The sequence below is a fragment of the Flavobacterium pallidum genome, assembly GCF_003097535.1.
GTDB lineage: Bacteria > Bacteroidota > Bacteroidia > Flavobacteriales > Flavobacteriaceae > Flavobacterium > Flavobacterium pallidum.
In genome coordinates, this window is sequence record NZ_CP029187.1 from 2524531 (window position 1) to 2548182 (window position 23652).

Below are 23652 nucleotides of genomic sequence, written 5' to 3' on the forward strand. Positions count from 1 at the left end.
AAAAAAATTAGTAAATGTATTTTTTCGTAATCAGCGTACCTTCTGCAGTTGTCACCTGAATCAGCAAAACCTGTTTTTCGCTCATAAAATCTGACAGTACGGAATCTGAAGCATTGATGTTGGCTTTTTCGTAAACCAGCCTGCCGCGCACATCGAATATCCTGATATGTTCCATAATATCCACACCGGAATTAATGTGTATGGAATTGCCGTCCTTATAAATCACTACGGCAGCATCATCTGCAACAGGATTTGTGCCTAAAATGGCATTCGTGTACACTACTGCAAACCTTTCGGCAAAATTCCCTGCATCGGTTGCAAACGAATAGGCACTTGCTGTAAGGTCGTGAACCGCTGCCGTCAGGTTGTCTTTCAGGTAAATATGCTGACCTGCAGCAAATAAGCCGTCGGTGTGATCGATGGCAATCTGGTAAGTCCCGCCTGTAGCGACTTTGAGGCTCAATGGCACAATATCATTAACATCGAATGGCAAAGCCCTTCCCTGGATTACAAAATCGGATGCGCCAATGCGGCTTGACAGCGCGTTACTGCCTTCAATCTGTTTTCCATCAAATCCAATATCAAAACCTTGTGTAGCACCTTGTGTATAACCGATCAGGATTTGGTTTATACCGGATTGCGTCGCACTTAAATTCAGCCAGAAACGGTGTTGTTCAGTAGGTGCCGTCCTGTAAAACTGCCCGTCGGTATTGGCGACACGCATAGCATTGGTAAAGGTAGCCATCGCCGCATCGTCAGTTTGCAATATGAATCCCTGCCCGGTCTGTATCAGCCCGTTCGGTGTTTCGCCGCCGGTTTCAGCAGCAGTGCCGCCCAGCAGGTTGTAAGAAGCGTAATTTGCGCCACTTTCCGCACCATGCGTACGGTGTGTCCAGAAATAAATCGTACCTGGGGCAGCATCCAGCAACGCATCCGCACTGATAGGAGAAGGGTAGGGGTTTCCAATCAGGTTGTAACCCTGTCCGTAATTGGTAATCGGTATTGCTATATCACCATTATTAGGCACACCGGTAAAAATTCCAGTGAAAAGCTGTGCCGCAGCGGGGAAATTCAGGTAATTGTCAGGAGCGCGCACCATATAGCCTTTTGCAGGCAGGAAGGCGTTGTGGGCAGGATTAGCCCATACAAAAGCATTGGAAGCCTCATCGATTGCATAAAACCTGGTATCGAGCGTAGCCGGGGAGAAGCTGCGCAAAAGCTGCCCGTTGACCGGTGAAGACCAATATACATAATCCAGTCTGCGCATCATGGCATCGCGTGTAATGGTCACATTGCCAGAATTTGTGGCCGTTTCAGCCTGCAATAGATTGGCGTTGTTTTCAAAAGTCAGCGTGGCAGATGGTGACACTGTAATGTTGCCATTGATATTGACGTTCGTTCCTGAGGCCACAACCACATTGGCATTTTCCGAAACATCGAGGCTACACGCGGTAAAGTCTGACGCGATTTCATAATCGCCCATAAAAACCACCTGGTTTGCATTCCCCGGTGCCGACGGAATCCAGTGATTTCCGTCCCACACCGCATAAGTGCAGCCACCGCCCGGACAATCCAGATCATATATAGTGTCTTCGTCTTTGTAATAATTGGAATTATTGTAAGCTTCATCAACATCAGCGACTTTAATACAAGTCATGGGGTTTTCATCGCATTCGAGGTCATAAAGATTTGGTTGGTGTGATATATCAAGCCCCTGCAGGTTATTCACATGGCATACAAGGCTTTCCAGTTGTGTTAAAGCTGAAAGATCGAGGCTGGTCAGTTGGTTGTAGCTGCACGATAGATACATCAGGTTATCGTTCAGGCCGATCGCAATCAACTGATTTTCATCACAGGAGAGCTCGTAGAGGTTGTCACAACCAGTTACATCAAGTGTTTTCAATTGGTTGCCATAGCAGTACATTTCTTCAAGGCCGGTCAATCCTGATACATCGACTGATGTGAGCATATTATAATCACACTCGAGGTATTCCAATGCTGAAAGTCCGCTCAGGTCCAGTGTGACCAAGTTGTTATAGCTCACATTCAGGTACGTCAGTGCGGCAAAATCCTTAATGCCTGTCAAATCCGAAACGCCTCTTTCCGGAAGGTATAGGTTCTCAATCACAGCGATATTTGCCGTGGCTACCCGCCCATCAACAAATTCATCCGAATTCATGTTTACCAGCTCTTGTTCAAAAACCGGATCAGGAATCAGCGTGTAAGGCCCTGCATCGCATAACAAGGCATAATTTGAGGAGGCATCTTTAATCCATCCCGCCTGCGCTTCTGCGGCAGCGACATCATTTACGAGAAGGCAACTGATATCATTTCCGGTGGTGTTCATATCGGTAAGCAAAGGTTTGTCCCTGAGGTTGAGTTTTGTCAACACATTATTCTCTACATGCAGGCGCTCCAGGTTTGGCATCGGAGGCAATATGAGGTATTGCAGGCTGTTGTCCGACAGGTTGAAGTTTTTAAAGTTCGCGATGTCGATTGCTTCCACCGATTGTATCATGTTTTCGGACAGGTCGATATCCTCTCCTGCAGGAAGCGCTAGCAATGCCCATATCAGTTGGTTGTTAGTTGCTTTCAGGTATTTCAGCGCATCATTATCAAAATATGCAAATTGACCCTGGTTGTGGCTTAAATCGGCATACGTAATGGTATTCCCCGGCAAATACAGGTAAGTGAACACATTGTGTTGCAGGTCTACGTGCTGGATCGAATCCATCTGGTCCGTGGCCAGCGTGCTGAGGTTGTTGTATGAAGCGTCCAGCGTTTGCAGTGCATCCAGCATCGATAAACCGACTGATGAAAGTTGGTTGTGGCTGATATTCAATGTTAACAGCGAAACGAAATCGGCAATCCCTGTAAGATCTGCGATACCTTGATTGCTCACATCCAAAGTAGTAATCCCTGAAATATGGGAAGTAATTACATATCCGTCAATCGCATCGTCATAGCCCAGATCGATCAGTGCCTGTTCGAAATTCGCATCGGGTATGCTGGTTTTCGGTTCACAGTTTAACGCGTAAACGGCCCATGATTCTTTAGTCCAGTTCGGCCTGCTTGCTGCTTGCGCGACATCATCCACCGTAATACAGCTTACCCCGAAGGTACTTGTAACAGTCATGTTGGTCAGGTCCGGTTGGTGCCTTAGGTCTAAAGCGGTCAGTTCCGTGCTGTTCACAAACAGGTACCTCAGCGAATCAATTTGTCCTAAATTCAGCGAAGCCAGCGGATTCTGGCTGCAATACAAATAGTGTAATGATGGACAGCCGCTCACGTCCAGAGTCGTCAGGCTGCACAACATCAGGTTCAATTCCTCCAGGTCTTCGAGGTTTCCTACGGTAAGCGATGTCAGCGGATTGTGGAAAAATTCCACTTTATGCAGTCCCGTATGCACACTGATATCCATTTGTGCCAGCTGATTGTCCCGAAGATGAAGGTATTGCAATGCGGTCAGTGTTGGGAAATCAAAAGTAGTAAGCGCATTGTTATTGCCATTAAAAGTTTCGAGTGAGGTGAAATCCTGAAGCCCTTCCAGGCTGGCGATATTCCTGTTGGACACATTCAGGTTGTTTATACCTGAAATGTTCCCGGTTATGACTTCGCCATCAATTACATCATCATAGCCAAAGTCGATCAGCGCCTGTTCGAAATTCGCATCTGGAATCAAAGTTGCCGGCGCACAGCTTAATTTATAAGTTGCCGTAGCATCCTTGAACCAATTCGGCTGGCTGTTTGCTGAAGCCACATTTCCCACTTCAATACAAGTAAGGTTTGGATTGTCAGTCAGGTTTAATAAACTTAAATTGGGCTGACCACTAAGGTAGATTATAGAAATCAGTGTTTCCTGGCAATGCAAAGCAGTCAGTCCTGAGATTTCTCCAAGATTAAGTTCGGTTAACGGATTTTGCCCGCACGAAACCATTTCCAGGCTTCCAAGCGTCCCGATGTTGAGCGATTCCAGCGCATTGTGGTCGCAATATAAGGTTTGCAGGCTGTAATCGCCGTCAAAGCCAATACTGGTAAGGCTGTTATCACCACAATTTAGGTAATTCAGTGAAGCCAGGCCGTTAACAGTCAACTGAGTCAATTGGTTGTAATGGCAATCGGCATATTCCAAGGCAGGATATAAGGTTAAATCCAAAGTGGTTAAGTGGTTCAATTGCAGTTCAAGCCTTTTCAGGTTCGTGAGCGTCGGGAAGTTAAAGGAAACAATGGTATTGCTGTCGCCGTTGAAATTTTCCAGGGCAGTGAAATCTTCTAACCCTGTCAGGTCGGCTACATTTTTGAAAGAAAGATCCAAAGCGGTAACTCCTGAGATGGCGGCAGTCATTACCATCCCATCGATAACATTATCGATTCCGAGGTCGATCAATACCTGTTCGAAATTGGCATCCGGTATCGAGGTCGTTTCACAGCTTACGGCATAATTGGCAAAGTTGTCCTTATGCCATAAGCTGTTGTCATTAGCTGCAGCCGGATCATCTGTGGCGATGCAATACAGGTTGTTGCCTTCTGCATTAAAGTTGTTCAACGGAAGGCCGGTAATGTCAAGCGAATACAACTGGTTCTGGCTGCAATCCAAATAGGTCAGCTGTGTCATCGCCGACACATCAAGCGATGTGAGTGCATTATAATTGCAGGCAAATTCAGTCATGGTCGTAATCCCGCTCAGGTTCAGGCTCGTCATGCCGTTATTCCAGCAGCCCAGGCGTTCCATCGGTTTGTTGCTGACGTCGAGGCTAGTAATGTGGTTGTTGCTGCAATTCATCTGCGTCAGGTTGGCCTGGTTGGTCAGGTCGAGCGATGTCAGTTGGTTGTCTTCACAGGAAATCCCCGTAAGCGATGTTACACCGTTTAAATTAATATTAGTCAGCGCATTATCTTTACAATATAGCGTTTCAATTGCAGTATTGCTTAAATCAAGCGTTGCCAATTGATTTTGCTCACAGGTCAGGTACGTCAGCTGTGATTGCCCGGAAAGGTCAAGGCTTGTCAATTGGTTCGACCCGCAGTACAATTCCCTTAGTGTTGACACCTGGCTTAAATCGAGTTCTGTCAGCTGGTTTTCCAAAATATACAGCACTTCTACCGGAGCTCCTGAAATGTTGATGGAGCTTAGCTGGTTATAGAAAGCCTGGATCTTAGTAAGCGAGGGAAGCCCGTTCAGATCCAGCGATGTGATATTGTTGTTGCTACAGTTTAAGTCTGTCAGCGCGGTGAAATCCCTAATGCCCGTCAGGTCTGAAATCCCCATGTTATTCACATCAAGGCTGGTAATCCCTGAAATAGCCGAATTAGGGACCTGGCCGTTGATCAAGGTGTCATAGCCCAGGTAAATCAATGCCTGTTCGAAGTTAGGATCTGGAATCAGCGTCATGGTATTACAGTCTGTCGCATATCCCACATCGCTATCCTTAAACCAATTTGGATTGTTATTTGCCGCAGCGACATCGTCCACTTGTATGCACGTAAGCAGGTTATTGAAACATGACATAGCATTCAGGTTGGAGCCACTTAGGTTCAATGAAGTCAATTGGTTGTTGTCAATCTGAAGATCCGTCAGCTGGTGGATGATATCGAAATCAAAGCCGGTCAGTTGATTGTCAGTGCAATTCAACACCTGTAAGGACGTAAAAGAATCGATACCCGTCAGGTCTGAAATATTTTGCGATATCAGGTAAAGTTCGGTTATGTTGCTGATATTTGCATCATAAACCATCCCATCCAAAGTCAAATCATAACCGTAATTGATCAATGCCTGCTCAAAATTCGGATCGGGAATTGATATCTGCTCACAAGCTACCGAATATCCGGTAAAGGAGTCTTCGATAAAGTTTGGATTGGCTTGTGCCGCAGCCGGATCGTCAATCGCTATACACGACAGCTGGTTGCCTGCGGTATAAAGCATTCCAATGCCATCGCTGTTGGTTAAATCCAAAGATGTCAATTGATTGCCGCTGCAAAAAAGCACCGCTGTTGACGGCCCTACCTGTAGTGAATTAATCTGGTTCGTAGCACAATTCAGGATGGCAAGATCGGTCATGGCGCTAAGGTCTAATGTAGTGAGATGGTTGCTGAAACAGGTCAGGAACATCAATCCCGGGTAGTTCGCAATGCCAAGTCCTGCATCGTCCAACTGATTGCTGCCGCAGAATAAGTTCTTCAGGTTTGCATTGTAAGCCCCGTTTATAGTTTCAATCTGGTTGGTGGCGCAATCCAACATTGTAAGCCCAGGCAGCATTGAAATATCCAGATCCGTCAGCATATTATCCGCGCAGCTCAGCGATGTCAATGGTGCACCTGCAAAATGCAGCGTTTGCAGTTGGTTCTGATTGCAATTTAGTGACGTAAGCTGTGTCAACTGACTTACATCAAGTGAAGTCAGTAAATTGTTGCTGCAATCGAATGAATTCAGGTTGATGAAACTGTTGATTCCGGTCAGGTCTGTGATGTTGCCATTTGCAACATTCAAATCTGTGATGTTTTCAATAGTTGATTTTTGCACCGTTCCGTCAATAACATCATCATATCCTAAAGTAATGAGGTATTGTTCAAAATTGGCATCGGGAATCATTACGACGTTGCATAATGTTGAAAAACCCGTTCCGGCATCCACTGCGAAGTTTGTATTTGCTGTTGCTGCAGCAGGATCGTCAATCGAAATGCATGAAATCGCATTCCCCGTAGCATTCAGCATCGCCATCGCATCACTGTTAAGCAGGTTCAATTGCGTAAGCAGGTTGTTGCGGCAATCCAGGTTTTGCAAGGCAGGCCCTGCCTGTAACGACGTAAGCTGGTTGGAAGAACAATTTAAATTACTAAGGCTGTTCATTGCGCTGCAATCCAAAGCACCAAACTGGTTTCCGGAAACATACGCCTGGGTCAGTCCGGGAAAATTGCCGGTGTTGAACCCGGCTTCCGTCAGCATGTTGTTGTTGCAGAACAATATGCTCAGGTTCGGATTGTAATTACTGTGGATTGCCGTCAGTTGGTTAGAACTGCAATCCAGTGTCACCAGGCCTGTGAGTGCCGTAATGTCCAGAGTAGTCAAGGCGTTGCTGAGGCAGCTTAAGGATGTCAGCGCTGTACCGGTAACATTCAACGACTGCAATTGGTTTTCGCTGCAATTAAGCGACGTAAGCTGCGTCAGGCCGCTTACATCAAGCGAGGTCAGTGCATTATAACTGCAATCCAGCGATACCAGGTTGATAAAACGATTGATTCCGGTAAGATCCGTAATCGAACTGAATGACATATTGAGTGTTGTAGCGGCCTCGGCACTGGCGATCAGCACTTTGCCATCCGCGACATCATCAATCCCATTTAAGATGAGCGCGTCCTCAAAAGCGGCATCCGGAATATAAAAATAAGGATCGCAGGAAAGTTTAAACGCAGCGCCTGCATCTTTCATCCAATTCGGATTGGCAGAGGCTGCAGCCGGATTATCCGTTTCAATACAGCTCAGGTATGGATTGTCATAGGCATAAACCACACTAGCGGTCGGATCGATCCCATGCAGGTTCAGGCTTGTCAGCTGGTTTCCGTAGCAATAGAAATCGAAAATCGCTGTCCCGGCAATATTCAGCGTGGTAATCTGGTTCGAAAAGCAATACAGGTAATTCAGATGGCTCAGGCCGCTCACATCCAAAGAGGTCAGCGTGCCATTAATACAGGTCAGTATCTGGAGTGCAGTAAAATCCCGTATTCCGGTCAGATTCGTAATCCCTGCAAAACCAGGAACATTTAAATTCGTAATTCCTGAGATGTTGGCGGTGAGCACCTGGCCGTCGATGACGTTGTCATGGCCATTATAAATCAGGAATTGTTCAAATGCAGGATCGGGAATCGCAGTGTATTGCGAATGTGCTTCCGTCACCGCGATGAAAAACAACAATGCTATAAAACCACCGTGTTTTTTTAATTGTGTAAAAATTCGTCCCATAAAAAAGTTCTTTTGGTTTAAAAATCCGGAAACCAGTTTCGTGCCTGATTTCCGGAACCAAAGAAACCGTCATTCATCGGCAACACAAAAAAAACGATAGGGACAAAATAGGGACAAGGGGTAAAATCGTTGATATTAAAGGGATTGCAGGAGATTTCGGCATATTAAAGAATAGTTAAAATCTTACAGGAAGTTGTCCCGGGACAGGGAAGAGTTTGCAGTAGGCAGTTGCAGTAGGCAGTTTTTCAAGCACTAATATAGACAATGTTACTCCGTCCTCCGCTTCGAGGCGGGCACCTAACGTTTGAAGATGGCGACACGAGCAAAGCGAACTGGCGAAGCAAAAATTAAACATTGTTTGAGCGGAGCGAGTTTGTTTAATTTAGCCATCGAAAACTGTCAGGTCGCTGACCCGAGGCCAGCGGCCGAACTGGGCGGAGCCAGAAGAGGCAGACTTGAATTTTTTTTCTTTTGTTTCCAGACAAAAGAAAAATTTACAAATTCATTTTCTTATTCATCCTCGTTTTCGCTTTCCGGACACTTTCCGGATCAATATTAAGCAAAGTCGCAATCTCCTTTACGGTGAGATTTAAATGGAAATATGCGCTGAGGCGGATTTCATTTTGGGTTAAGTTTGGATGTTTTGAAAGCAAATCCTCAAAGAACTGCGGGTTGACTTTTTCAAAGTGTATGCGGAATTTGTCCCAATCGGCATCCATATACAGGTTATTCTGTATCGTCGACTTGATCTGTTTCAGCGTTTCCTTATTGTCTGAAGTGAGTCCGCTGATCTGCTTCTTCAATTCCGCCAGCATCTCATTTTTCTGGTATACATACATCGTCGTCGATACGAGTTCACGCTGGTTGTGGTCGAGTTCTTCCTGCAATTTGTCTTTCTCTGCCTGGGCAATGACCATTTGTGCATTTACATATTGATTTTCTACGGTAATCAATTGACTTTTGAGTAAGATCTGGTCATTCTCGAGTTTAAGCCTTTCTGCCTCAATCTCCTTTGCTTTCAAATCGTCCTTAATCACATTCACCCTTGCGACGAGTGCCACTGCCAGTGTAATAGCCTGTAGCACCACCGCCAGGTTCGGCAGGAATTCCGGTCCGCGGTTGGTGATATTGACCATGAAGAAAACCGTGATGATAAGGACTATCACCATCGGGAGTGAATTGGCAATCAGGAAATATTTTGCCTGCTTCAGCCCTTTTTTCCAGCTCAGGAAACCGATATAGAAAATGATGAAAAGAATGACGACCACAAGCAAATTGGTAATATAATTGCTGTATTTATAGGTGTATGCAATGCCGCTGGCGGTCAGGAATGTGGAAACCGTCAGTAGCGAAACCAATGCACGGTTGCAGTTTAAAATAATACGGTCCCATTTTGGCAACAGCGTAGCGGTTTCAAGATAAGTCCTGCAATATTGTACGAGTCCGGTGATAATCATAATGATGGCAAGCTGCATCATTATGATGTTCAGCGAAAAAGTATACAATCCCGGTGCCGACAATGAGGCTGTAAAATACCGTGCATTCCATACCACATCTATAAAACCGCTGTAGGTAGTGATATACAACATGGCCCCGGCCAAGATCAGCAGGTAATACAAATACGCTTTATCCTTAAAAAGAAAATAGATATACGTATTATAAAGGAAAAATATGGCAATGATGGCCATAGTCGCGGTCCAGTAGCGCAGGATTTTTTCTTCTTTCAGGTCAATCGGGGCCGCTTTTCGGAACGCCACGCCAATGTTGATGCTGCTGTTGCTGCCTCTTAAATCCGAAAACCGTAATTTCAGGAAAAATGTTTCCGGCTTCCTGTCAAGGAACGTATACGGTATATTTCCCGGGCTCCGCATAGAATCGGCCACGGCAAAACCGCTTTCACGCGAACGCCAGCGTTTCTTCTCACGGTCAAAATAATACAGCGTATTGTGGAGGTTAGGAAATGCAAATACATAATATTTTTCAGGATAGCGCGAGGTATTGGCAGCTTTTAGCCGTACCCAATAATAATCGGTATTGCTGAAGTCAGTGATTTCATGCGGTTTGCTAAACGGTAATGTCGAATCTTTAAGGATTTGGTTCACCGGATACCCTTTGTCCTTCAATATTTCAAAATGTGCTGCCCAGGTTTCTTCCGTTTTTTCAGCAAGGACATTGACCTGCGCCGTTGTGGTCAGTGTCAGAAGCAGGCCAAAAAAAGTCAGGAAAAGCGACCTCATGCAGGATAACGGGATTGATATACAATGATAGGAAAAAAATGGATGGATTACAATGGGTTTTCTTGTTCCGAATCTTTCGTAAATACTATTCAATGTTTATAAAAAAACCGACCAGATTGCTCTCAGTCGGTTTTTAGTAAGAATTGATTTTATTCGAAATGTCTTAAAGTACATGATGGGCCAAAACCTTCTGCACTTCATACACATTGACCGACTTGCTGAATTGTGCCCGGATGCTGGGTTGCTCTTCTCCGGAAATCCAGATCTTCAGTTCCGCATCCAGGTCAAAAGTACCCGCAGATTCAATACTGAACCTCGAGATGCTTTTGTAATTGACCGATTTATATTCGACTTTGCTGCCTGTAAGGCCCTGTACGTTAACAAATATCAGGCGCCTGTTGGTAAATATGAAAGTATCACGGATGAGCTTGAAGCCCAGCTCGATGACCTCATTGTCGATAAGCAACTGGCCGTATTTTTGAGTTAAGTCGCTCGGATCCACAGCGCCGGCATTTCCGAGTAAGGCAGAAAAAAGTCCCATAGTATAAATTATTTGTTTAATTGAATTGATCAGGCTGGCCTGAAGTGTCGCGAAGTTACGGAAAAGTAAGCTCATTTAAAAGTAGGCAATTCCAGTTGTCCCATCATCCGGGGTAAACTTCATGTCAAATTTCATTGCTGCTCAGCAACCTTTGTTTTTGCTGAAGTCGCGTTTAAAAAGGACCTTATTATTTTGTGCAATATAGTCGCCAGATAAAATCAAATAAGGATGGTTAGGCGAATATCCCGCGCTGCGGCTTCTCACGGTGATTTTGTCATCTACTTTCAGGCTGCTTAACTGTTTGAAATCTTTCGGCATGAATTGCATCATGTACGCTTCGCCGTTAATCCTGACGACAAGCCATTTTGGCCCTGATTTTGCATCTTCGCGCTGAAAGGTAACTGAAGTGACCACGGCATCCATATCAGCGAAATCCTTTAGGTACGGCTTTATCTTATCATGGCTGGCATGTACTTTTTTGCCTTCGGAAGAAGTCTCCCATGCTTTATACTTTATACCGTCGGGTGAAGCTTCCCATTTTTTCCTTCCTTCCACCGCCGATTGCTTCTCAGCCATGGACAACGGCTTTTGGGCAGTCCTGCTTTCATTTTTAACTTCGCGGTTAGCAAATACTACGCCGCTCACCACGACCAGTGATAAGGCCAGCACATAGATTGTTTTTTTCATACTTTAATATTTTAAGATTGATACTGCGAATCTAGCCTGTTTTTATCGGGTGAAGTGATTTGGATTGTAAATTGAAATGTAAACTTTGTAAATTAACTGTAAAACCACTGCCAGCCATCAACTTGCGCTGACTGCTGCCACAGACTAATGCGCTCCCGCACGCCTCCTGTGCTCCACACCCCATTTCCGCAATTCGATAATCACCGGATCGAGTGATTGCCCATATTCCGTCAGCGAGTATTCCACTACCACAGGAATACTGTCATGCACCGTGCGTTTCACGAGTCCATTCATTTCCATATCCCGCAATTCTTTTGAAAGCATCCTGTCCGTGATCTTAGCGATTTCCTTTGACATTTCAGAAAACCGCTTGTTGCCAAAAGACAGCGAGATGATGATCGGCAGTTTCCACTTGCCATTAAGTACTTCAAGTGCATCATGTACAGGACGTATCAACGACTGGCATTCAGCATGGCTTCTTTCGGGTTTATCTATCATAATAGGTGATTTGTAAGGTTACTATATCAGAGTATAGTACTATACAACGGTATAGTACTTCCTTTTGTATAGCAAAGGTACGTAATTTTGTAATGTAAAATCAAAAGGATTTTCAACCTAACGCCGAAAGGCATAATATTAAAAACATGAAAACCATATTGAATATCATTTCAAGTCCGGGTAAAGGCGCTTCCGCCAGCATCCGTGTAGCAGACAGCATCATAGAAAAACTGCAGGAAGAGCATCCCGGAAGCAGCGTCATTGTACGCGACCTTTCAGCAAATCCCTTGCCGCACCTGGATGCAACATTGCTGGCATCGTTCTTTTCGCCCGCTGAAACCCACAGTGATGCGCAAAAGGCCGCCATCGCCAACTCGGACCAGGCCATTGCCGAAGTCAAAGAAGCAGATGTCATCGTCATAGGCGTACCGATGTACAATTTCGGGATTCCGTCCACCTTAAAGGCGTGGATCGATCATATTTTCCGCGCCGGCGTTACCTTCAGTTACGGTCCGGATGGCCCGGTAGGATTACTCGGGGATAAAAAGATCTACCTGTCCATTGCTTCCGGCGGAAAGTATTCGGAAGGTGCCATGGCACAGTATGATTTCACAGATCCATACCTGCGTAAGGCGCTTGGTTTCATCGGCCTGACCGACATCACCACGTTCCGCGCAGAAGGGCTTAAAATGGCAGATGGCGATAAGGTTGTGGAAAATGTAGTGGACTCGATGGTACTTTGAGGAAAGCAGGCAGTCTCAGTTGGTGGTTTTCAATGTGCTGCAATCGTAGTACTGAGACTGAAATTATAGTAATAAGTTGACTCCTTAAACTTCACGCAATGTGATTCTGCATGTCGCTCCCCCTTCCGCTTCGAGGCGGGCACCTGCATTTCGAAGATTCCGTAAAATTAAACACTGTTTTTGCCGTAGGCGAGTTTGTTTAATTTAGAAATCAAGGAATTGCAGGTCGCTGACCCGAGGCCAGCGGCCGAACTGGGCGGAGCCAGAAGAGGTGTGGCTTGAATTTTTGCTTCTTTTGTTTCAAGACAAAAGAAGAGAACCAATAAATTATTTCTTGGTGTAAATTTCCCGATGTTCATTCAAATTGAATATCATGACAAAAGGGCTGTTTTTACAACTTAATACAGTCACCATCGCTTTGGCACAATTTTTATAATAACAGCAACACATGCCGAAGATACATTATGGAAACAACAAACAAAAAAATCGCATACTCAATACTCGAACTTGCCATCATAGCAGACGGCATATCCATAGAGCAGACCTTTAAAAACAGCGTAGACCTCGCCCAAAAAGCCGAAGGACTGGGATATACCCGCTTATGGCTTGCCGAGCACCACAATATGCCGCATGTAGCCAGTGTCGCCACCCCGATACTCATCGGTCATATGGCCGCAAATACCAAAACCATCCGTGTGGGCTCAGGCGGCATCATGCTGCCAAACCATGCGCCGCTGATAGTGGCTGAGCAGTTCGGCACGCTGGGCCGATTGTACCCCAACCGCATCGACCTCGGACTTGGCAGGGCGCCCGGCACCGACCAGCTGACAGCCCATGCCATACGGAGTGACAGGATGCTGGCAGTACACAAGTTCCCATCGGAAATTGAGAGCATACAAAAATATTTTTCCGAAGAAAATGAATGGTCAGAAGTACGCGCCATTGTAGCGGAAGGTGTTCCGGTGCCGTTGTACATATTGGGTTCGAGTCTAGACAGCGCGCACCTCGCCGCTAAAATGGGGCTGCCCTATGCGTTCGCGAGTCATTTTGCGACAGGCATGCTGTTGGAAGCGCTACAGATTTACAGGAAGGAATTCCAGCCCTCGGTTTATCTTGACAAGCCATATACCATTGCAGGGGTCAATGTCATCGCAGCCAATACTGATGCCGAAGCCGAAAGGAATTTCACCTCCGTGATCCGGATGTTCCTCGGGATCCTGACAGGCCAGCGCCAACCCCTGCAGCCGCCGATGGAAATGACGGATGAACTGATGATGGTCCAGCACAACCCCGCTGTCCGCGACATGCTCAGGTATTCGTTTGTAGGCAGGAAAGAGGCAGTCGCCAAACAGCTGGATAAATTCCTGCAACAAACCGGCGTAGACGAACTAATGATCGTCACCAACATGCACGATCATAATGACAGGATAAGGTCATACGAAATCTTGTCTGAAATAATGAATGAAAGGAATATCTTGGTATGAGAATTTTAAACGAGTATTCTTCTTTTGTCTTGACCATGCGCAGCCGATTGAGCGGAGCTAAACAAAAGAAACGGAAAGACTAAGAAACAATACGGAAATATTGGATTCAACTTTTTTGGTATAAAGTCCACATTATAATTAATAAAACAACATGAAAAAAATAGGTTTTTTATCTTTCGGGCATTGGGCAAACCACCCTGCATACCAGGCCCGCACAGCAAGCGATACCTTGCTCCAGTCTATCGACCTGGCTGTTGCCGCTGAAGAAATCGGTGTGGACGGTGCTTACTTCCGCGTACACCACTTTGCCCGACAGCTGGCATCGCCTTTCCCGCTGCTGGCAGCCATCGGTGCGAAAACAAATACCATAGAGATCGGCACGGGCGTCATCGACATGCGTTATGAAAACCCGCTGTATATGGTGGAAGATGCCGGAGCTGCCGACCTGATTTCGGGCGGGCGATTGCAACTGGGCATCAGCCGCGGTTCACCGGAACAGGTGATTGATGGCTGGCGTCATTTTGGTTACGAACCAGAACAAGGCGAGACCGATGCCGACATGGGCCGCAAGAAGGCACTCGAATTTTTAGAACGGCTGAAAGGCGAGGGATTTGCACAGCCAAACCCAAACCCGATGTTCCCAAACCCTCCGGGATTGTTGCGCCTCGAGCCGCATGCTGAAGGATTGCGCGAACGCATCTGGTGGGGCGCGGCTTCCAATGCCACGGCCGTTTGGGCGGCACACCAAGGCATGTACTTGCAAAGCTCGACACTGAAGTTTGACGAAAACGGCAAGCCATTCCACATCCAGCAGGCCGAACAGATTAGGCTGTACAAAGAAGCCTGGAAAGAAGCAGGGCACAAGCGTGAACCACGTGTATCCGTAAGCCGTTCGATCTTCGCACTGATGAACGACCAGGACCGCATGTACTTCGGGCAGCAGGCCAAGGATGCCGACAGTTTCGGTTACATCGAAAGCGACAAACGCGCCATCTTCGGGAAAAGCTACGCGGCTGAACCGGACAAGCTCATCGCCGAACTCGCCCAGGACGAAGCCCTGCAGGAAGCGGATACGATATTATTGACGATACCCAATACTTTAGGCGTTGATTATAATGTGCATGTGTTAGATAGTATTTTGAAACATGTGGCGCCGGGGTTGGGGTGGAGGTGATGTAATAATGATTTGTGATATAAACCAGTTGGATTGCTTGGCAATCTGGCTGGTTTTTTTATTAGACAAAATTTATTTTGAGTATTGGTTACTCCTCCGCTGGTGCGAGCGTCCCGCTCGTGCTCAATATAAAAAAAGTGTTCATTATTTTTTAGTTTTTTTGACGGACACGAGCGGGACGCTCGCGCCAGCGGATAAAAAAGATCAGGTTAGTACCCTTTCGGCATGTTTATTTTAACTCTGATATAACACTCATTTTGCCTTCTTTTTAGGTTTGCCCTCCGTGAATATATTGGCGGTATATTTTTCATACAGATCAAACAAAAATTCCAAACGGCTTGCCTCGCTGACAAATGCCTGAGGCCTGTATGCCAAATCAACTGCCTTATCTAACTCATTGTGTGCTTTAACCAATTCGGGCGGCATGGCCAATGGATCGTATAAATCAGCTAATGAACTATCAGGAAACGCCGTCCTGACATCTAAAACTTTTTGGGCTTTATCTTCGATATTTTTGACGTGCTTAGGCGACGGATTTTCCGGCCACGGAAAAGTATTGTACACTACCGAATTTGAGTATCGATAATCGCTTTTCAATCGTCCACCAACAGTTTTAACCCAGTTCATGTGCATTTGTGATGTTATTATACCGTAGTCATACAAATTAGCATCAGGCACTATTAGGCATAAGTTACTTGCTATGACGTGTGACGGCATAAACCCAATGGGGATGTATTTTCGTCTTTCGGATGAAACGCTAGGGATAATGATGTAAGGTCTGTCGTTATGAGAAACGAACGCAAATTGCGAAGGATAGTCGGATAATTCCCTTGTTTCTTTCCGTGTACTTTCTTTACGAAAATCTCTGACTTTATTTAAACGGTCGCTAATAAATTTAGAAAACCGATAGTCGGTAGGACTAGCACCCTTCAACCACAGGCAAAAACGGGGGATATTGTTTATATATTCAACACTTCCAACATACTGCCGAATGAAAGGGCGAATGTTAGGTTCTTTCCTTATAGCTTCCTCTTTTTCATCTTCCGTCATCAATAAAAATCCTCCATCAATTGGCTGATTTCCGAATTTGATTTTGGGAACATTACATATCGGTTTTGATTGTGGTAGTGGAAGTATATCCTTTGCATCTACCAAATATGGATTAATATTTTTAGCCTTTATTTCATGAGGCTCGCCTTTAATATCGTCGTATCCAAATAGACGTTTGTTAGAGGAATCGTAATTTGCAAATCCAACAATAACACAGTACACAGCCGCGTTGCCCTTTGCCTCATTATTCCACTTAAATGTTTGATGTGCGAAATGTATCTTGATGTTATAGATATGTAACATACGTCCCCATAACACACTTGTTTGTTCACCTTGTACGATTGAATTGGTTGATACGAAAGCAGCTTTAATAGTTGTACCCTTGATATACTTAGCTGCCTTTATATACCATCCGGCAACATAGTCTAATATCCCACCGCCCTTTGCATCCCCAAATTCTTTTACTATCTGGTCGCGCTGCCCTTGCTTCATTATTTTAGAACCGATGAACGGGGGATTTCCAATAATATAACTAAGCTGATCTTTGGAAACAACGGTTTCCCAATTCGTTTCCATCGCGTCAGCGTGGACGATCTTTGCCGCTTTCTTTAGTGGAAGACGGACGAAATACTGCCCAAATTCATTGCTTATAAGCATGTTCATTTGGTGATCTATAAGCCACATTGCAACCTCAGCGATACGGGCAGGAAATTCCTCATATTCTATTCCGTGCATCATATCGACATCCAGCCAAATAATATCGCGAACATCTAAAAATCCCTGTCTGGTTTTGTTCGTAGCGCGTAAAATTTCAATTTCCAGTAAGCGTAATTCCCGGTAGGTTATTACTAAAAAGTTCCCACAACCACAGGCGGGATCTAAGAATTTAAGAAGGCTGATTTTTTTGTGAAACTCAGCCAGCTTATTTTTATTTGTTTTGATGCTTTCAAACTCCGCCCACAAGTCATCTAAAAACAACGGCTTAATGAGTTTTAAGATGTTCTTTTCACTGGTATAATGCGCTCCTAAATTTCGACGTTCCTGTGGATTCATTACACTTTGAAACATCGATCCAAAAATGGCGGGGCTTATTTTGCTCCAGTCAATATAACAGCATTCCAGCAAGGCCAAGCGCATTTTAGTGTCAAAGCTTGCCATTGGCAGAATTTCCTCAAACAGTTTCCCATTCACGTAAGGGAAAGCGTTTAGTTGCTCATCTAAATTCTTAAAACGTTTTTCGTAGGGAGTATTCAAAACCTGAAATAACTCTTGCAATTTCGGGGCGAGGTCGCTGCCGTCTTCATTGGTTCGGCCTTCTATATAATCCTGAAATTGCTGCTTCTCGAAAATAGTGGTGTCTTCCGCAAAAAGGCAAAACAATAAGCGGACAAGATATACTTCTAATGGGTGGTCAGTATAACCGATTTCCTTTAGGCGGTCGTGCAACTTACCCATTAATTCCGCCGCTTTTATATTAGCAGGGTCTTGCTCTTTATAAACCTTTAATTGCGCCCCGATGAGATACGCGAAATGTTTTACATTAAGCACAAAGTCTTTAAGAAGAAACTCGGTTTTTCCGCCGTCTTCCAGATTGTATAAATGGAAACGCTCAAAATCCGAAACTAAAACAAATTTAGGCAGTTCATGCTGTTTCAGTCCATGTAGATAGTCTTTAGCTTGCTTATAAGCTTTTTCTAAATCCTTTCCCCGGCTTTTCATTTCGATTAATATCATACCTTTCCAAAGCAGATCGATATAACCGTCTTTTTCATCCAGCTTTTTTACTTTATGTTCAAATGAGGAAACCCGTTTTCGGTTAATCCCAAAAACGTTGAAAAATTCTATCAGAAAAGATTGCGCCTCTGCATCTTCGGAAAAATCATTTTCCCATTCCCTAGAAAATTTTACAGCGCGCTCTTTTATTTCATTCCAGCTTAATGCCATGTTTTGGGTCGTTTTTGGTTACAGATCAAATATAATAACATTAGTCGGCTTACATTTCTACACATCCTATGTTTCCCGAAATCCGCAGGGTTTTGATGTCGGTTCACGCAAAGATAGCACGGATTTTAAGGTGGCAACTCGTACCTTAGATAAATTTAAGCGGGAATCCCCAAAACCCCCAACCCAAAATCCCCAATCCCCACCATTTTTCCATTCACCTCCTGCAAAAACCGCACACACCCAACCCCAATCAACATCCCCTCACCACCAGGCAAGGCATCAACAGTAAAATGCAAAGGCATATCGACAGAATCCTGCGCAATGAGCAGGGGAGGGCACAGCGCAATAGTATGCGTGAGCGTTTCAAAATCAAAGCGCAGCACACCATAAAGGACTTCCATATGCGTGGTGCCAACAGAAAACCGCACCCTGTTTGTAGAAAAATCATCAACCGTATACGCAAACGTATCTGCATCAAAACATCCAGGAGCACCAAGCAACTGCTCAAGGCTGTATTTTGGAGAAAACACAAACCCTCGCAGCAATTTTTTACCCGCAGCCGTTTGCATTCCGATGCCCACTTTTCGCTGCCCCCGTACAGAAATGCCGTCGTGCGTCTTGATTTCCTGCAGCAATTTCATCATCCTGCCGTGCAGCGTAGGATCTTTGTGCACGCCCAGGAAAGGATTCAACGCAATCCTCAGTGCCTTTTTAGCCTTCGAACAATTGCCAAACTCGGTAGCATTCTCGCGCACACGAACCATCTTCGGGCTGTTCTTAATCTTCTTTCCATCGAAACCGCCACCGGCAACACGTACCACCGGCTTGCCTTTCCGGTAATAAAAATTCAGCCCGCCCAAAGTCCCCGACAATTTAATGATGCCCTGTTGTTTTGCCATTATGAAAGGTATTAGTAAAATTCACTGGAATTGTATGATTACCTTTTGGATACAACCATTCAATAAATGGTAAATATAACAAATTTAATGCATTAATAGTACGTTATTATAAAGTATTTACATAGTATTTATAGCGTATATATAGCGTATATATAGTGTATATATAACGTTTAATATATATTATTTGGCTATTACCTAAACAATGTCCAAAAGATATACATCTATTAGCCCTTAAAGTAAACCCTTAAATATACCCAATGCCCTTAATACTTAACAACTATTGCGTTGCCATATTAACACCAGCATCCTTCCCACAAGCCAAACCCTGCCCACTGTTCCAGCCTACTGAGACTCAAAACCTTATTTCCCGATACAAAAATTAGCAAAGATATTCCCCAACAGCTCATCATTGGTAACCTGTCCAGTAATCTCCCCAAAATGGTACAAGGCTTCCCGGATGTCAATAGCCATCAGGTCTGAAGGCAGGTTCATCTGCAGGCCATAATTCACTTTCTGTATTTCTTCCAGAGCTTTCAGCAGCGAATCATAATGGCGGGTGTTTGTTACAATCGTTTCATTATTGCGCAACGCGCCGGTGTTTACGAACGAAAGCAATGTCGCTTTCAGTTCCTCAACACCAATACCTTCTTTTGCTGAAAGGAACAGCATGCCGGGAATTTGAGACTTGATAGCGTCTATTTGGCCATTATCTATCTTGTCCGCCTTATTTCCCACAATCACCAAAGGCTTCAAAGGAAATTGATTCCTTATCTTTTCAATCTCAAGGTTCACTTTTTGCAGTTCATTGTCAAGGATCAATTGTCCATTGTCAATCAAATAAACCACCACCTGCGCCTGTTCCATCTTCTCGAACGTCTTCCGGATCCCGATGCTTTCCACCACATCCTGCGTATCCCGGATCCCCGCCGTATCAATAAACCGAAATCCAATCCCGCCAATGACCAATTCATCTTCAATCGTATCCCTGGTCGTCCCTGCAATGTCCGAAACGATGGCGCGCTCTTCATTCAGCAGCGCATTGAGCAATGTAGACTTGCCCACATTCGGTTCACCTACAATAGCTACAGGAATGCCGTTCTTGATCACATTGCCCGTCGCAAACGAATCGATCAGCCTTTTGAGTACCTTTTCGATCCTGTCGAGCAGCTCGCGGAATTGTGCCCTGTCTGCAAAAGCAACGTCTTCTTCGGCAAAATCAAGCTCAAGCTCAATCAGGGAAGCAAAGTTCAGCAACTCGGTACGCAACTGCGCAATCTCATTCGAGAAGCCGCCGCGCATCTGCTGCATCGCTATCTGGTGTGAAGCCTCATTATCAGAAGCAATCAGGTCAGCCACCGCTTCAGCCTGCGACAAATCCAGTTTGCCGTTCAGGAAGGCACGCAGCGTAAACTCGCCCGCCTGCGCCATACGGCAGCCGTTGCGCAGCAGCAATTGGATGACCTGTTGTTGTATGTATGTTGATCCGTGGCAGGAAATCTCTACGGTATTTTCACCCGTATACGAATTCGGGCCTTTAAAAAGCGATACCAAAACCTCGTCAATCACCTTCGCACCATCCACGATATGCCCTAAATGCAGCGTATGCGTCTTCTGCTTCAGCAAATCTTTATGCTTCACCGGCCGGAATACTTTGTCAGCAATCACAATCGCATCTTGCCCCGAAATACGCACCACCGCAATCGCCCCTGCTCCGGACGGCGTCGCCAATGCTACTATATTATCCTGATAGTTCATTTACTTTTTTTTGCAAAAGTAGTTAAATAACTGGCAGCGTTGCAAAGTCCCGGCACCTCAGGTTTTAAGTTCACCTGAGTTACTGCCCACTGCGACTTCCTGCTGCTCACTTTCTTCGGGCGTGCCCCTGCGGGTCGGGCTGTGCGCTGCAAGTCCTCGTCCCGTTGAAAAAACGGGACTGTGGGCTTTCCGCTGCCATCCCTCACGCGGTCCCGGGTAACCTGAAGCCTGTCCTCAAACCTGTTAAAAATTCCCCAAATCGGGATAGGCATTCACGTGACGTTTCGTAACTTTAAACGAACTAAAAACCAGAGTTATGAAAAAGATACTCTTTCCCACCGATTTTTCAGAGAGTGCAAACAATGCATTCGTCTATGCGCTGAACCTGGCCAATGCGCTCAAGGCAGAAATCATTACGCTCCACGTTTACGAATTCCCGATACTCGACAGCAATTATATTGAAGTGCCGCTCTATCAGGCGGAAGTGTATGAAAGCCTGGAACTTTCTAACTTCGAGAATTACAAAAGCCAGATTCCGGTGCTGCGCCAGATAGCCGGCGCCAACGGCATGGAACACATCCCGATAAGCAACGTGCTGCTGGAAGGTGACTTGGTAAACAATGTGGCCCAACTCGTAAAAGATGAAAATATTGATTATGTGGTCATGGGGACGCATGGAGCATCCGGCTTCAATGCGTTTTTCTTTGGTACTGTTACCGCCGATATCATGACCGGAACGAGTGCTTTTGTAATAGGGATTCCGGAAGAGTCCAAATTTGAAGCCATAAGCAAAATAGGTTTCGCAACGGCTTACAATGAAGAAGATAAAACCGCACTCCGCAAACTCATTCCGCTTGCAGACGCTTTTGATGCCGTTATCGAGTGCCTTCACGTACAAACATCGTCTGAGGAGGTTACAGGCCATTCCGAATGGAAACAGGCATTTGCGAACAACAATATCAATTTCCATACAATCGAAAGCAATACCATTGAAGAATCCATTATTGATTTTACAGAAGTGCACCGCATCCAGTTATTTGCGTTGCTAAACCACAAACACGGATTTTGGGAAAGCCTTTTCCATACCAGCCTGACAAAGAAACTGGCTTTTCATTTGAAGGTGCCTTTGCTGGCTTTGCATGAGAAATAAAAAATGGAACGCAGCGCTTCAAGATCGGACTGTAATACTATAAGATATCAGGGATCTCCATACCGTACTGATTTTAATATACATTCCAATCCTAAAATCCTAAAGCGCAGCGGTCTTATAATCCAAAATCTTTCAATCTTTAAATCCTGATACCACATGCCCATTCAAACCATCAATCCCTACAACAACCAACTCGTAAAATCTTTCGATGCCTTAACTGAAAAGGAACTGGAACAAAAGATTGCCAAAGCACACCAGGCCTACCTTTCCTGGCGGAATGAAAGCATCGAAACCCGCGCTGCTTTACTGCATGAGGTTTCTGCCATCATGCTCCGCAAAAATAAAGAACTCGCAAAACTTATCACGCTCGAAATGGGCAAACTCATCGCACAGAGTGAAAGCGAGATCGAGATGTGCGCTTCAGTATACAAATATTACGCCGACAATGCCGCCGAGTTCCTGAAGGACAAACCATTGGAAACGACAGACGGCAGCGCTTTCATACGCTATACCCCAACAGGGATCATACTTGGTGTAGAGCCGTGGAACTTTCCTTTCAATCAGGTGGGAAGGCTTGCTGCTCCCAACATCGTTGCAGGAAATGTCATGATGGTGAAACATGCCTCAAACGTGCCGCAATGTGCCGCAATGATCGAAACGATATTCAGGGATGCAGGCGCTCCCGAAGGCATTTACACCAATTTATTCCTTCCCGGCGAGAAGATTGCCGCGCTTGCCGCAGATGACCGCATTACAGGAATGTCGCTTACAGGAAGTGAAAAAGCTGGCTCCAGCCTCGCTGAAGCGGCGGGTAAAAACCTGAAGAAATCAGTACTCGAATTGGGTGGCAGTGATGCCTTTATCATCCTTGACGATGCAGATATCGATTTGGCCGTAGCGAAAGCCGTTTTAGGACGCTTTAACAACATGGGGCAATCCTGTACTTCGTCTAAAAGGATTATTGCCGTAGCCTCTGTCGCAGAGGAATTCCTTGAGAAGTTTACATCCAAAATCAGCGGTCTCAAAGTTGGCGACCCGATGGATCCAACAACCAAAATAGGACCGATGGTAAGCGAAGAAGCTGCCCAAAAAATAACCAGGCAGGTGAATGATACTGTAAAAGACGGTGCAAGGATTGTAGTGGGCGGCAAACGCATCGACAGGGAAGGAGCGTTCTATGAGTTTACGATACTGACAGATATCCCTAAAGGCTCTGTAGCCTATAAAGAAGAGCTTTTCGGACCCGTAGCTTCGTTTTATAAAGTAAAGGATATCGAAGAAGCAATATCACTCGCAAATGATACTGGCTTCGGTTTAGGAGGTTCCGTATTCAGTAAAGATACTGATAAAGCCATTGAGGTTGCCAGCCGCATCGACACCGGGATGGTGTTCATCAACCAGAATGTCGCTTCCCGTCCTGATCTGCCTTTCGGTGGAACGAAACGCTCCGGTTACGGTAGGGAACTTTCGCCTTTAGGGATTGAAGAATTCGTCAACAAAAAAGTCATCAGGCTTCCATAAAAAAAACCGCAA

13 protein-coding genes are annotated in these 23652 nt (G+C 45.3%); 5 read left to right on the forward strand and 8 right to left on the reverse strand.

The features are described from left to right. Nucleotides 1-7: 7 nt before the first annotated feature. The 5 genes from HYN49_RS10370 to HYN49_RS10390 all read right to left on the reverse strand — a co-directional run bounded on the left by HYN49_RS10370 (nt 8) and on the right by HYN49_RS10390 (nt 11920). Nucleotides 8-7957, reverse strand: coding sequence for a T9SS sorting signal type C domain-containing protein (locus tag HYN49_RS10370; protein WP_108904051.1), 7950 nt, complete (start codon nt 7955-7957; stop codon nt 8-10). A 494-nt stretch (nt 7958-8451) separates the two neighbouring features. Further along, on the reverse strand, nt 8452-10194 hold the full coding sequence (locus HYN49_RS10375; RefSeq protein WP_108904052.1) for a 7TM-DISM domain-containing protein: 1743 nt from the start codon (nt 10192-10194) through the stop codon (nt 8452-8454). Nucleotides 10195-10357: 163 nt separating this feature from the next. Further along, on the reverse strand, nt 10358-10735 hold the full coding sequence (locus HYN49_RS10380) for a PH domain-containing protein (RefSeq protein ID WP_108905033.1): 378 nt from the start codon (nt 10733-10735) through the stop codon (nt 10358-10360). Nucleotides 10736-10876: 141 nt separating this feature from the next. Beyond that, nucleotides 10877-11422 (reverse strand): hypothetical protein, encoded by a 546-nt coding sequence (locus HYN49_RS10385; RefSeq protein WP_108904053.1) that lies wholly within the window; start codon nt 11420-11422, stop codon nt 10877-10879. A 144-nt stretch (nt 11423-11566) separates the two neighbouring features. After that, on the reverse strand, nt 11567-11920 hold the full coding sequence (locus tag HYN49_RS10390) for a winged helix-turn-helix transcriptional regulator (RefSeq protein ID WP_108904054.1): 354 nt from the start codon (nt 11918-11920) through the stop codon (nt 11567-11569). A 146-nt stretch (nt 11921-12066) separates the two neighbouring features. On the opposite strand from HYN49_RS10390, the gene HYN49_RS10395 reads away from it, so the two are divergent. The 3 genes from HYN49_RS10395 (at nt 12067) to HYN49_RS10410 (ending at nt 15321) form a co-directional block, all read left to right on the forward strand. Continuing rightward, nucleotides 12067-12663 (forward strand): FMN-dependent NADH-azoreductase, encoded by a 597-nt coding sequence (locus HYN49_RS10395; protein ID WP_108904055.1) that lies wholly within the window; start codon nt 12067-12069, stop codon nt 12661-12663. A 464-nt stretch (nt 12664-13127) separates the two neighbouring features. After that, nucleotides 13128-14147, forward strand: a complete 1020-nt coding sequence (locus HYN49_RS10405; RefSeq protein ID WP_108904057.1) for an LLM class flavin-dependent oxidoreductase — start codon at nt 13128-13130, stop codon at nt 14145-14147. A 151-nt stretch (nt 14148-14298) separates the two neighbouring features. Continuing rightward, entirely contained in the window at nt 14299-15321 is a 1023-nt protein-coding gene (locus tag HYN49_RS10410; protein ID WP_108904058.1) for an LLM class flavin-dependent oxidoreductase, read from the forward strand. A 252-nt stretch (nt 15322-15573) separates the two neighbouring features. Here HYN49_RS10410 and HYN49_RS10415 read toward each other — a convergent pair whose 3' ends face one another. The 3 genes from HYN49_RS10415 to mnmE all read right to left on the reverse strand — a co-directional run bounded on the left by HYN49_RS10415 (nt 15574) and on the right by mnmE (nt 20969). Beyond that, nucleotides 15574-18315 (reverse strand): class I SAM-dependent DNA methyltransferase, encoded by a 2742-nt coding sequence (locus tag HYN49_RS10415; protein ID WP_108904059.1) that lies wholly within the window; start codon nt 18313-18315, stop codon nt 15574-15576. 155 nt (nt 18316-18470) lie between these two features. Further along, a complete protein-coding gene (locus HYN49_RS10420; RefSeq protein ID WP_108904060.1) occupies nt 18471-19214 on the reverse strand; it encodes a hypothetical protein in 744 nt (247 codons plus the stop codon). A 360-nt stretch (nt 19215-19574) separates the two neighbouring features. Continuing rightward, a complete protein-coding gene (gene mnmE, locus HYN49_RS10425; RefSeq protein WP_108904061.1) occupies nt 19575-20969 on the reverse strand; it encodes a tRNA uridine-5-carboxymethylaminomethyl(34) synthesis GTPase MnmE in 1395 nt (464 codons plus the stop codon). Nucleotides 20970-21285: 316 nt separating this feature from the next. On the opposite strand from mnmE, the gene HYN49_RS10435 reads away from it, so the two are divergent. Together HYN49_RS10435 and HYN49_RS10440 are read left to right on the forward strand one after the other, a co-directional pair. Continuing rightward, nucleotides 21286-22119, forward strand: a complete 834-nt coding sequence (locus tag HYN49_RS10435) for a universal stress protein (RefSeq protein WP_108904063.1) — start codon at nt 21286-21288, stop codon at nt 22117-22119. A 156-nt stretch (nt 22120-22275) separates the two neighbouring features. Next, the gene (locus HYN49_RS10440) at nt 22276-23640 is read left to right on the forward strand and encodes an NAD-dependent succinate-semialdehyde dehydrogenase (RefSeq protein ID WP_108904064.1); all 1365 of its coding nucleotides are present in this window, start codon (nt 22276-22278) and stop codon (nt 23638-23640) included. The last annotated feature ends 12 nt before the right edge of the window (nt 23641-23652 follow it).